The sequence below is a fragment of the Blastococcus sp. PRF04-17 genome (assembly GCF_023016265.1).
GTDB lineage: Bacteria > Actinomycetota > Actinomycetes > Mycobacteriales > Geodermatophilaceae > Blastococcus_B.
On the sequence record NZ_CP095412.1, the window covers coordinates 763,004 to 774,441 of the forward strand.

An 11,438-nucleotide genomic window follows, 5' to 3' on the forward strand; every position below is an offset into this window, starting at 1 on the left:
CAACGAACGGGTGAGACGGGAGAGAACGCGTGCACGGATCGACCGAACGCGCCCTGGGCGTGCACCGGGTCCTCGAGCCGGTCGGCGTCCTGCCGCAGGCCGCCCGGCGTCTGGACGCCGACCCGGCGATCGGCCCGGACGAGGTGCGCATCTCGGTACAGCGGCTGAATCTGGACGCGGCGTCGTTCCGGCAGCTGTCCGAGGCCTGTGGCGGGGACGGCAACGCCGTGCGCTCGGCCGTGCTGGAGATCGTGGCCACTCGCGGCAAGATGCAGAACCCGGTCACCGGCTCGGGCGGCATGCTCATCGGCACCGTCGACGCCGTCGGCCCGGAGTCGCCCCTGGGCCTGCTGGTCGGCCAGCGGGTCGCGACCCTCGTCTCGCTCACCCTCACCCCGCTCCGGATCATCGACGGCCTCGCGAACTGGGACGGCCGCTCCGAGCAGGTCCCCACCGAGGGGACGGCGATCCTGTTCGCCCGGTCGATCGCCGCCGTGCTGCCCGACGACCTGCCCGACGCCGTGTCGCTGGCCGTGCTCGACGTGTGCGGTGCCCCCGCGGCGACCGCCCGGGTGGTCGAGCGGGCCGGCGCCCGGTCGGTCGTCGTCCTGGGCGCGGCGGGCAAGTCCGGCTCCCTCAGCCTCGCCGCCGCCCGCGCCGCGGGCGCGACGCACCTGACCGGGCTCGTCCGGGACGACGCCGAGGCGGGGGCACTCAGCGCTTCCGGCCTGGCCGACCGCGTCGTCGTCGCCGACGCCACGGACCCTCTCGCGGTCGCGGCAGCCGTGGGCACACCGGCCGACCTGACCGTCGTCTGCGTCGACGTGCCCGGCGCCGAACACGGCGCGATCCTCGCGACGGCCGACGGGGGCAGCGTGGTCTTCTTCTCCATGGCCACGTCCTTCTCGGCGGCGGCCCTGGGCGCGGAGGGGATGGCTGCGGACGTGACGATGCTGGTGGGCAACGGCTACACGCCGGGCCACGCCGACCTGGCGCTGGAGCTGTACCGGTCGAACCCGGGCGTGCGCGCCCTGATCGAGCCTCGGGTGCACTGATGGACCTGCTCGTCACCGACGTGACGGTGGGCGACCGGCCGGGCCGCGCGGTGCACGTGGCCGACGGCCGCATCGCCTGGCTCGGGGACGCCGCCGACGCCCCCGCCGGCGACCGGGTCGTCGCGGGGGAGGGGGCGCTGCTCACGCCGGCGTTCGTCGACGGCCACGTGCACGCGACGGCCACCGGGCTGGCGCTCGCCGGCCTCGACCTCCACTCGAGCTCGAGCCTTGCTGATGCGGTGCAGGCGATCACGGCGCACGTGGCGGCTACTTCGACCGGCATCGTCCTCGGCACCGGCTGGGACGAGACCGCCTGGCCGGAGGGCCGGGGACTGACCCGCGCCGACCTGGACGCCGTGGTGGGCGACCGGCCGGCGTACCTGGCTCGGGTCGACGTCCACTCCGCGACCGTCTCGACGGCCCTGTTCGACCTCGTTCCCGGGATCCGTGAGCTGCCCGGCTACCACAAGGACGGCCAGCTGCGGCTCGACGCGCACCATGCCGCCCGCACGGCCGCCTACGGAGCGGTCGGCGAGCAGCAGCGCCGTGAGGCCCAGCGGGCCACACTGCGTCAGGCGACGGCGCTCGGCATCGGCACGGTGCACGAGATGGCCGGGCCGGAGATCTCCGGCGTCGACGACCTCGCGCTGCTGCTCCGGCTGGCGACAGGGGCGCCCGGCCCGCGGGTGCTGGGCTACTGGGGCGAGCTGGCCGAGCGCGGCGGCCTGGACGTCGTCCGGGAGCTGGGGCTGGCGGGCGCCGGGGGAGACCTGTTCTGCGACGGCGCCTTCGGCTCGCACACCGCCGCACTGGGCAACGGCCCGTACGCCGACCGCCCGGACACCGCGGGGAGCCTCCGCTTCTCGACCGGGCAACTGGTCCACCACGTGCGGCAGTGCACGCTCGCCGGGATCCAGGCCGGCTTCCACGTCATCGGGGACGCCGCGGTCGCCCAGGCCATCTACGCAGTCGAGACCGTGGCCGCCGAGTTGGGCCGTCCCGCCGTCCGGGCGTGCCGTCACCGGCTCGAGCACGTGGAGATGATCGACCGGCCGGACGTCGAGCGGCTGTGCGACCTGGGCATGGTGGCCAGCGTCCAGCCGGCGTTCGACGCCGCGTGGGGCGGGGACTCCGGGATGTACGCCGACCGCCTCGGGGTCCGGCGGGCGCTGGCGACCAACCCCTTCGCCGACCTCGCTGACGCCGGTGTGGCCCTGGTCCTGGGCAGCGACGCCCCGGTCACGCCGCTCGACCCGTGGGGCGGGGTGCACGCCGCCGTCGACCACCGGACGCCCGGGTCAGGCCTGCGGCCGTTCGACGCCTTCGACGCCGCCACCCACGGCGGGTGGCACGCCGCCCGCCGGGAGCACGCCGGAGGACCGCTCGCCGTCGGCGCTCCCGCCGACCTTGCGCTCTGGGCCACCGAGCAGACCCTGTCCGCCGTACTCGCCGAACGGGGCCGGCCGGACTGCCGCCTGCTCGTCGTCGAAGGGGAGCCCGTATGACCCGCCTCGAGCTCGATCCCGTCCTCGTCGCCCGCGCCCGGGAGCTGGCCGCCCGCGCGGCCCAGCCGGTCGTCGACCTGGCCCACCGGCACACCACGGTGTCCGTCGAGCGGGCGGTGCTGCGGCTGGCCGGGCTGACCGGCACGGACCCGGTGACGGGGGAGGTCGGCGCCCGGGGAGGTGGGGTGGGTGGGAACCCAGTCGACCGGGTGCCGTGGGTGAACCGGGTCGTCGACGCCGTCCGCGACCAGGTCGGCCTCGAGGCCGGCGTCGCCCTTCCCGTCTGGCACGCGCTGTCCTCGGGCGGGACCCTCCAGTCGCTCGCCGAGGAGGTCGGCGCCGGGACGGCGCGCTTCCAGATCCCCAGCGGCGCGGACGCCGACCGCGCCCGCGAGGCCGCCCGGGACGCCGTCGCCCAGGGCATCGCCCGCATCGACGCCAACCGGCGCCGCCGGGAGGAGCTCGTCGCTACGCACGGCGATCCGCCGCGCCGTCCCTGGATCTACCTGATCGTCGCCACCGGCGACATCCACGAGGACATCCCGCAGGCACAGGCCGCCGCCCGCGCCGGCGCCGACGTCATCGCCGTCATCCGGTCGACCGGCCAGTCGCTGCTGGACTACGTGCCCGAGGGCGCGACCCGCACCGGGTACGCGGGCACCTACGCCACCCAGGAGAACTTCCGGCTGATGCGGGCCGCCCTGGACGACGTCAGCGCGGAGCTGGGCCGCTACGTCCGGCTGACGAACTACGCGTCGGGCCTGTGCATGCCGGAGATCGCCGTCCTGGCCGGTCTCGAGCGGCTGGACATGATGCTCAACGACGCGATGTACGGGATCCTCTTCCGCGACATCAACCCGCGACGCACGTTCGTCGACCAGCGGTTCAGCCGGATGGTGCACGCCCGCGCCGGGATCATCATCAACACCGGCGAGGACAACTACCTCACCACCGCCGACGCCGTCGACGAGGCGCACACCGTCACGGTCAGCCAGCTGCTCAACGAGACGCTGGCCAAGGAGGCCGGCCTGGAGGACTGGCAGCTCGGCCTCGGCCACGCCTTCGAGATCCAGCCCGAGCGCGAGGAGTCCTTCCGCCTCGAGCTGGCCCATGCGCTCCTCGCCCGCAGCCTGTTCCCCGACGCGCCGCTGAAGTGGATGCCGCCCACCAAGCACATGACCGGCGACGTGTTCCGCGGCTACCTGCTCGACGGCTTCTTCAACCTGGCCGGCGCTCTCACCGGTCAGGGCATCCTGCTGGTGGGGATGATGACCGAGGCGGTCGTCACGCCGTGGCTGTCCGACCGCGACCTGGCCCTGCGCAACGTGCACTACGTGCTGGACGCCGCGGGCAACCTGTCCGAGGACTTCCACCCCCGAAGGGCGGGTTCATCGACCGCCGGGCCGACACGGTGCTGCGCGAGGCCGTCGACCTGCTCCGCCGGATCGCCGACCACCCCGAGGGCCTCATCCAGGCGATCGCCGACGGCACGTTCGGCATCACCCGGCGGCCCCCGGACGGTGGCAAGGGCCTGGACGGCGTCGTGGCGACGTCCGCGGACGCGTACAACCCCGCCCTCGAGCTGCTGGAGGTCCGCGAGGTGACCCGTGCCTGACAACGACCCGACCCGCGGTTCCGGCTCCGAGAACGGCGACCAGAACCGCGGTTCCGGCTCCTCGGGGATGGGGATCGTGCGGCCGTACGGCGACACCACCGGCGACGGCATGGTGCAGACCTCGTTCACCCTCCCCGTGCCCGCCGGCCCGAAGGCCGACGGCGCGGCGCTGCAGCTGGCGAACAAGATGGGCATCGAGCCCGCGATGGTCGTGCACAGCCACGCCATCGACGCGGGCTACACGTTCTTCGTCGTCTACGGCAGCGTGAAGCACCTGGTCGACCTCGATGCCGTCACCGTCGAGGAGCGGGCCTACCCGCTGCTGACCTCGTCGGAGATCAACGCGGCCATCCGCACCGGGCTCAATCGCAAGATGGTCGTCCTGGGCGCGTGCATCGGCACCGACGCGCACACCGTCGGCATCGACGCGATCCTCAACGTCAAGGGCTTCGCGGGGAAGAAGGGCCTGGAGTACCTGCGCGAGATGGCCGTGACGAATCTCGGCGCCCAGGTCACCGTCCCCGAACTCGTGGCCACGGCACGCTCGGCCCGCGCCGACGCGGTCCTCGTGTCCCAGGTGGTGACGCAGAAGGACGCGCACCTGCGCAACACCCGCGAACTGGCCGCCGCGTTCCGCGAGGCGATGGGGGAGTCCCGGCCGCTCCTGGTCGTCGGCGGTCCTCGCTTCGAGCCGTCCATGGCGGCCGACCTCGGCGTCGACAAGGTCTTCGGCCGGGGGACGACGCCCGGCGAGGTGGCCAGCTATCTCGTGCACGCCCTCGTACCGAAGGAGTCCTCGTGACCGACCCCCGGATCGGCCTCACCGTCACCCACCGCCGCTACGTGCCCTACGCGCACGCCCACTACGGCGGCAACCTGGTCGACGGCGCCTACACCCTCGGCCTGTTCGGCGACGTGGCCACCGAGGTCGCGATCCGCTCGGACGGCGACGAGGGCCTGCTGGCCGGCTACTCGGAGGTCCGCTTCCTCGGCCCGGTGCACGCCGGCGACGTCCTGGAGGCGACGGTGGAGATCACCCGGGTGGGCCGGCGCAGCCGGGAGCTGCGGTGCACCGCCCAGGTCGTCGCACGGGCCGAGCCGGAGCGCGGCCCGTCGGCGGCGAAGGTGCTCGACCCACCCCTGGTGGTCGTCGAAGCGGTCGCGACCCTCGTCGTCCCTGGGTAACGATCGGATAACAGAAGGTCGTATCAGTCACCGTAAGTGTTCGCACAGAAGCGCCGAGTTCTTACAGTCCCTGGAGTTCCAACCGGGCGCACCGCTCCGTGCCCCTCCGGATCGAGTCGTGCGACCCCCCGGTCATCACCGGACCGCGGGGGCGGCGCCTTGCCCGGAGGCAGCGTGGCGGCCATCCCGGCGGAGCCCGCCGACGATCCACGTCATCAGACAACGGTCGCGCCGCCCGCCCCCAGCGAGCGGCCGTCCGGCCCGAAGACGCCGACGTCGGCAGGGGAGTCCGCCGGCGTCAACCCGGTCGGGGGATCGACCAGCCGGACCGGCAGGCTGGGATGGGATGCTGGGTCAGGACCGCGGCAGTGGCGCGGCGGTCCGGACCCCGCCCGACCGGCGGGCATGACCGCTCGGGGAGGCTGTGCGTGCCGGCAGGACACGGTGCGTCGGGAGCGGGCACGCTGACCCGGCCCGCGGGCACGTCGCCGTCCGCACCGCCCGAGCGGCCCGGACGCCGGCTTCCCTGGCGGACCCTGCTCGCCGTGGTCGGCGGCCTGCTGCTCCTCCTGGCCTTCCCGGGGTACTCCCTGGTGCCCCTCGCCGTCCTCGGCCCCGCGGCGCTCGCGCTGGCCGTGCACGGTCAGCGCGTCCGCGCCGGGCTCTGGCTGGGCCTGGTGTTCGGGCTGGCCTTCTTCGTCCCCCTGCTGTCGTGGAGCGGTATCTACGTCGGCCCGGTGCCGTGGCTGGCCCTGGCCGGCTGGGAGGCCCTGCACCTCGCGCTGCTGGGTGGCGCGACCGCGGTCGTCTCCAGGCTGCCGGCCTGGCCGGTGTGGGCCGCCGCGCTCTGGGTCGCCGACGAGGCGCTGCGCGGCCGCTTCGTGCTCGACGGGTTCCCGTGGGGACGGCTCGGGTTCAGCCAGACCAGCGGTCCGCTGCTGTCGCTCGCGGCGTACGGCGGAGTGCCGCTGGTCAGCTTCGCCGTCGCCCTGACCGGCACGCTGCTGGCCGCGGCCGTGCTGGCCCTGGTCCGGGGAGGGACGTGGTGCGGGCGGTCCGCGCCGGGGTCGCCGCGCTCACCGTGCCGCTGGTCGGGGCGGTCGCCTGGCTGCCCCTGGCCGGTCCCTCCCTCACCGAGGGCGGCCCTACGTCGACGGTCGCGGTGATCCAGGGCGACGTGCCCCGCGCCGGCCTGGATTTCAACGCCCAGCGCCGCGCCGTCCTGGACAACCACGTGCAGCGGACCCTGGAGCTGGCCGAGGCGGTCGCGGCGGGGGAGGAGCCCCAGCCGGACCTGGTCCTCTGGCCCGAGAACAGCTCCGACATCGACCCCTACCGCAACGACGACGCGGCACGGCAGATCGACCGCGCCGCGCGGGCCATCGACGCTCCGGTGCTCGTCGGCGCGATCGTCCAGGGACCCGGTCGCTTCATCAGCAACACCGCGATCGTCTGGGACCCCGAGGACGGGCCCGGCGACACCTACGTGAAGCGACACCCCGTGCCCCTGGGGGAGTACGTGCCGGCCCGGAGCTTCTTCCGCTTCTTCAGCAAGCAGGTCGACCGGGTCACCGACCAGTACGCGGGCAGCGAGGTCGGCGTCCTGGACGTCGGCGGCGCCCCGGTGGGGAACCTGATCTGCTTCGAGGTGGTCTACGACGGACTGGTGCACGACGTCGTCGCCGAGGGGGCCGGGATGATCGTCGTCCAGACGAACAACGCGACCTTCGGCTACACCGACGAGAGCGAGCAGCAGCTGGCCATGAGCCGGCTGCGGGCCGTGGAGTTCGGCCGGACCGTCGCCGTGGTCGCCACGAGCGGCATCTCGGCGATCGTCGGGCCGGACGGCACGGTGCACCGGTCCTCCGAGCTGTTCGAGCCGGCGGTGTTCGTCGAGGAGATCGCGCAGCGGGATTCCCGCACCGTCGCGCTGCGCACGGGCGCCGCGCCCGAGTGGGCGCTGACCGCGGTGGCGGTCGGTGCCCTCGCCGTGGCCGCCGTCCTGCACCGGAGGAGCGCGCGGTGAGCGACCGGGTGCTGGTGATCGTGCCCACCTACAACGAGGCCGAGAACCTCGGGCAGATCCTGGAGCGGCTGCAGGCGAGCGTCCCCGAGGCGCACGCCCTCGTCGTCGACGACGGGTCGCCGGACGGCACGGGAGACCTCGCCGAGGCAGTGGCGGCGCGCGACGAGCGCGTGCACGTGCTCCGGCGCACCGCCAAGAACGGGCTGGGTGCCGCCTACATCGCCGGCTTCCGCTGGGCACGGGAGCGCGGCTACGACGTGGTCGTCGAGATGGACGCCGACGGGTCGCACGCCCCCGAGCAGCTGCCCCGACTGCTCGCCGCGCTCGGTGACGCCGATCTGGTGCTCGGCTCGCGGTACGTGCCCGGCGGAGAGGTGACCGACTGGCCGGCGCACCGGTTGCTGCTCTCCCGGGCGGGGAACCGCTACACGCGCTGGGCGCTGCGGTTGCCGCTCAACGACGCGACAGGCGGCTACCGGGCGGCGCGGGCGGCGCTGATCGACCGGCTGCCGTTCGACGACGTCGCCAGCCAGGGCTACTGCTTCCAGGTCGACTGGGCCTGGCGTGCGGTGCGCGCAGGAGCCCGGGTCGCCGAGGTGCCGATCACCTTCACCGAGCGGACGTTCGGCAGGAGCAAGATGAGCGGCTCGATCGTTGGAGAGGCATTGGTACGGGTAACCGTCTGGGGCGTCCGCGACCGGCTGGCCGACTGGCTGCCCGGCCGGGTCACCCGTCCGGTACCGGCACGGGTCCGCTGAGGAGCAGGGGAGAGCGCATGAGGGACCGCGCATGAGAGCCGTCCTGGGACGGCGGATCCGGCTGGTCGCCGCGCTCCTGCTGCTGGCCGAGCTCGTCGTCTACGTGCTCGTCGCCGGCTGGATCGGCGTCGGCTGGACGATCCTGGCCACGCTCGCCACCACCGTCCTCGGCTGGGCGCTGCTGGCGCGTCAGGGCACCCGGGCGCTCGCCGACCTGCGGGAGCGGGCGCGGGTCCGCCAGGCGCCCGGCCGCGAGCTGGGGGACGCCGGGCTGGTCGCCGCGGGCGGCCTGCTCATGATCCTGCCCGGCTTCATCGGCGACCTGGTCGGGCTGCTCTGCCTGCTCCCCGGCACGCGGGTCCTGGTGCGGCGGGTGCTGACCGCCGTCGTCCTGGCGCGGGTCCCCGACGGGCTCCGCGGGCCCGTGCGCGTGGAGAGCGTGCGCACGACGGAGTTCGGCCCCGGCGGCGCCGGAGGCAGCACGCGGGCCACCCCGCTGGTGATCGAGGGTGACGTGATCGAGCGGCCGCAGGACCGAGGCCCGGATCCCCGATGATCATCGGCACGTGGCTGTGCCCCCGCGCGGCGTGGCGGCAACCACCCGCCGATGATCAACAGCGCATGACCGCCGGAGAACCGCATGACCGCCGGAGGACGCAGAACGGCCCCGGTGGCGCACCACCGGGGCCGTTGCGCGATCTGCTGCTAGCTGGCGCGGGTACGCCGGCCGCGGAGCACGTCGAGGCGCTCGGCCAGGACCTCCTCGAGGTCCTCCACGGAACGCCGCTCGAGCAGCATGTCCCAGTGGGTCCGCGGGGGCTTGACCTTCTTGGGGGCCGGCTCGGCGCCGCCCACGAGCTTGGCCGCGCCGCCGTCGAACTTGCACTCCCACGTGTCGGGGAGCTCGGCGTCGTCAGCGAACGGGACGGTGAACAGGTGGCCCGAGGGGCAGCGGTACTCCGCGTACTGCCGCTCGATCGGCGCGGTGTTCCGCTCGGTCTCGTAGCTGACGCTGCCCAGTCGGCTGCCGCGCAGTGAACGCTCGCCCATGGCACACCGTCCTCTCGTTCGTGGTGTCGGTCGCGACTCTGGGTGTCCGGCATGGGGACCCATACCCACGCGCCAGGGAGTCATCGTGATGAACGACAGAAAACGCTGAAGGATTCCGTCGAATCGGCTGTTCATCATCGCATGGGGTCAGATGGCGCGCGCCGGTGCCCCCCGGACGGGTGAGCGCGCAGGTCAGGGGAGTGCGAGCTGGCCCGGACCGGCCGGGGTCGGGCCGAGCTCCCCCGCACGTGATGCCGTCGGCAGAGCACCTGGTAGCGGACGGCGGGGGAGGATCCGGCGTCGGCACCGGGCAGACCTGCGGGGGCGGTGTCGGCGACGACGACGGTCTCGCCGGAGCGCACCATCGTGCCGTCCACGACTCGGGCGTTGAGCAGGCCGGGCAGGCCGCACCAGCAGAGGACCTCCACCTGGATCCGCTGCACGTCGTCGGCGACCTCCAACAGCCGCTGGGTGCCCGGGAACAGCCGGGCCCGGAAGTCGGTGGTCAACCCGAACGCGTAGACGTCGACGTGCCACCCGTCGACGAGGTCCGCGAGTTGGTCCACCTGCGGAGCGGTGAGGAACTGCGCCTCGTCGACGATGAGGTAGTCGACCCGGTACCCGCCGGCCCAGCGGCCGCGGACCAGCGTCCGCAGGTCGGTGGCGGCGTCGATCTCGGTGGCGTCGCGGGACAGCCCGACGCGCGAGCTGATCCGAGGCTGCGCCGAGCGATCGCCCTGGGTCACCAGCAGCCCGTGCCGGCCCTGCCGGCTCTGGTTGTGGTCGACCTGCAGCGCCAGCGTGGACTTCCCGCAGTCCATCGGACCGTGGAAGAAGCGCAGGTGGGCCGGCGCGGGGTGGCGCCGGCGGTCGCCGGAGGCCGGCACGGAGTCGGGCGTGGGGACGACCCCGACCGGCCTTGGCGGCTCGCCAGCGGTCACAGCTTCTCCGGCGGCACGTTGCCCGCCTCGATCACGGCCCGGCGCATCGGCAGCAGCGCCAGGGCGATGAACCCGGCCACGAAGAAGACGACCAGGCTGATGATCGCCAGCCGGTAGGAGCCGGTGAGCTGGAAGGTCAGCCCGAACGCCAGAGGGCCCAGCCAGCTGGTGCCGCGGTCGCTGATCTCGTAGAAGCCGTAGTACTCGGCCTCCTTCCCGGTCGGGATCAGCTGGCTGAACAGCGACCGGGACAGCGCCTGCGTGCCGCCCTGGACCAGGCCGATCACGGCCGCGAGCGCGTAGAACTGGGCCACGGCGCCGGTCTGCAGGAAGAAGGCGGCGACCAGGACGCCGATCCACGCCACCAGGGCGCCCAGCACGACCCGCTTGGCCCCGTAGCGGCCGGCGAGGCTGCCGAGGCCGAGCGCCCCGGCGACCGCCACCACCTGGACCATGAGGATCGCGCCGGTGAGCACGTCCTGGGACAGGTCCAGCTCCTCGGTGGCATAGGTGGCCGACAGGGAGATGACGGTCTGGACTCCGTCGTTGAACAGCAGGTAGGCGCCCAGGAACCACAGCGTCAGCGGGAAGGCCCGCATCTCCCGCACGGTGGTCGCGAGCTGCCGGAAACCGGAGCGGGAGCGGACGGCGTCCGGGTCACGCACCGGGCGGTTGCGGAGGCGGGAGACCGTGAACAGGGTGAAGGCGCCCCACCACAGGCCGGCGGTGGCCAGGCAGATGCGCACCGCCTCGCCCGTGGTCAGCCCCAGCGACTCGGCGCCGACCACCAGACCGAGGTGGACGGCGAGGAGCAGCGCCCCGCCGACGTAGCCGAACGCCCAGCCACGGCTGGAGACCGCGTCGCGCTCGTCGGGTCCGGCCAGGTCGGGCAACCACGAGTAGTAGACGACGGTGGCCGCGCCGAAGCTGATGTTGGCCAGGGTGAACAGGACGCCGCCGAGCAGCCAGCGGCCGTCGGCGACGAAGAACAGGCCCGTCGTCGCCAGTGCACCCAGCAGAGCGAAGGCGGCCAGCATCTCCCGCTTGCGGCCGGTGCGGTCGGCCACGGCGCCCACGAGCGGGAGCACCAACACCTGGAGCAGCACCGAGGCCGACAGCACGTAGGAGAACCAGCTCCCGGCCGCGATCGGCAGGCCCAGGAAGGTGAGCCGCTCGTCGGGGCCGGCGGCATCCCGGGCCACGGCCGTGAGGTACGGGCCCAGGAAGACGGTCGTCACCGAGGTGTTGAAGACCGACATGGCCCAGTCGTAGGAGTACCAGCCGAAGCGCTCCCGCTTCAGTG

The 11,438-nt window shown here is 73.8% G+C and carries 11 protein-coding genes and 1 pseudogene; 9 read left to right on the forward strand and 3 right to left on the reverse strand.

The window, feature by feature from the left end:
• Positions 1–29: 29 nt before the first annotated feature.
• The 9 genes and pseudogenes from MVA48_RS03865 (at position 30) to MVA48_RS03905 (ending at position 8,700) form a co-directional block, all read left to right on the forward strand.
• Positions 30–1,055, forward strand: coding sequence for an L-erythro-3,5-diaminohexanoate dehydrogenase (locus tag MVA48_RS03865; protein WP_246986015.1), 1,026 nt, complete (start codon positions 30–32; stop codon positions 1,053–1,055).
• Positions 1,055–2,560, forward strand: a complete 1,506-nt coding sequence (locus tag MVA48_RS03870; protein WP_246986017.1) for an amidohydrolase — start codon at positions 1,055–1,057, stop codon at positions 2,558–2,560. The genes MVA48_RS03865 and MVA48_RS03870 overlap by 1 nt, the downstream gene beginning before the upstream one ends.
• Positions 2,557–4,175 (forward strand): annotated as a pseudogene (locus MVA48_RS03875) (lysine 5,6-aminomutase subunit alpha). The gene MVA48_RS03870 and the pseudogene MVA48_RS03875 overlap by 4 nt, the downstream one beginning before the upstream one ends.
• The gene (locus MVA48_RS03880) at positions 4,168–4,977 is read left to right on the forward strand and encodes an OAM dimerization domain-containing protein (RefSeq protein ID WP_246986019.1); all 810 of its coding nucleotides are present in this window, start codon (positions 4,168–4,170) and stop codon (positions 4,975–4,977) included. Before MVA48_RS03875 ends, MVA48_RS03880 begins: the two are co-directional and overlap by 8 nt.
• Positions 4,974–5,360: a MaoC family dehydratase gene (locus MVA48_RS03885; RefSeq protein ID WP_246986021.1), complete on the forward strand. Its 387-nt coding sequence runs from the start codon at positions 4,974–4,976 to the stop codon at positions 5,358–5,360. The genes MVA48_RS03880 and MVA48_RS03885 overlap by 4 nt, the downstream gene beginning before the upstream one ends.
• A 428-nt stretch (positions 5,361–5,788) precedes the next feature.
• Positions 5,789–6,526, forward strand: coding sequence for a hypothetical protein (locus MVA48_RS23710; protein WP_305852285.1), 738 nt, complete (start codon positions 5,789–5,791; stop codon positions 6,524–6,526).
• Positions 6,442–7,386: an apolipoprotein N-acyltransferase gene (lnt, locus tag MVA48_RS03895; protein WP_305852323.1), complete on the forward strand. Its 945-nt coding sequence runs from the start codon at positions 6,442–6,444 to the stop codon at positions 7,384–7,386. Before MVA48_RS23710 ends, lnt begins: the two co-directional genes overlap by 85 nt.
• On the forward strand, positions 7,383–8,144 hold the full coding sequence (locus tag MVA48_RS03900) for a polyprenol monophosphomannose synthase (protein WP_246986023.1): 762 nt from the start codon (positions 7,383–7,385) through the stop codon (positions 8,142–8,144). Before lnt ends, MVA48_RS03900 begins: the two co-directional genes overlap by 4 nt.
• Positions 8,145–8,175: 31 nt before the next feature.
• The gene (locus MVA48_RS03905; RefSeq protein ID WP_246986025.1) at positions 8,176–8,700 is read left to right on the forward strand and encodes an FxsA family protein; all 525 of its coding nucleotides are present in this window, start codon (positions 8,176–8,178) and stop codon (positions 8,698–8,700) included.
• Positions 8,701–8,849: 149 nt separating this feature from the next.
• On the opposite strand, the gene MVA48_RS03910 is transcribed toward MVA48_RS03905, so the two are convergent.
• The 3 genes from MVA48_RS03910 to MVA48_RS03920 all read right to left on the reverse strand — a co-directional run bounded on the left by MVA48_RS03910 (position 8,850) and on the right by MVA48_RS03920 (position 11,394).
• Positions 8,850–9,194, reverse strand: a complete 345-nt coding sequence (locus MVA48_RS03910) for an RNA polymerase-binding protein RbpA (protein WP_029336385.1) — start codon at positions 9,192–9,194, stop codon at positions 8,850–8,852.
• 134 nt (positions 9,195–9,328) lie between these two features.
• Positions 9,329–10,135, reverse strand: coding sequence for a thymidine kinase (locus tag MVA48_RS03915; RefSeq protein ID WP_246986027.1), 807 nt, complete (start codon positions 10,133–10,135; stop codon positions 9,329–9,331).
• Positions 10,132–11,394: an MFS transporter gene (locus MVA48_RS03920; protein WP_246986029.1), complete on the reverse strand. Its 1,263-nt coding sequence runs from the start codon at positions 11,392–11,394 to the stop codon at positions 10,132–10,134. Before MVA48_RS03920 ends, MVA48_RS03915 begins: the two co-directional genes overlap by 4 nt.
• Positions 11,395–11,438 lie beyond the last annotated feature (44 nt).

Bases quoted from the DNA above. Each gene is read 5' to 3' on its own strand.
- MVA48_RS03870 (WP_246986017.1), top strand. From the start codon at position 1,055: ATGGACCTGCTCGTCACCGACGTGACGGTGGGCGACCGGCCGGGCCGC.
- MVA48_RS03905 (WP_246986025.1), top strand. From the start codon at position 8,176: ATGAGAGCCGTCCTGGGACGGCGGATCCGGCTGGTCGCCGCGCTCCTG.
- MVA48_RS03910 (WP_029336385.1), bottom strand. From the start codon at position 9,194: ATGGGCGAGCGTTCACTGCGCGGCAGCCGACTGGGCAGCGTCAGCTAC.
- MVA48_RS03920 (WP_246986029.1), bottom strand. From the start codon at position 11,394: ATGTCGGTCTTCAACACCTCGGTGACGACCGTCTTCCTGGGCCCGTAC.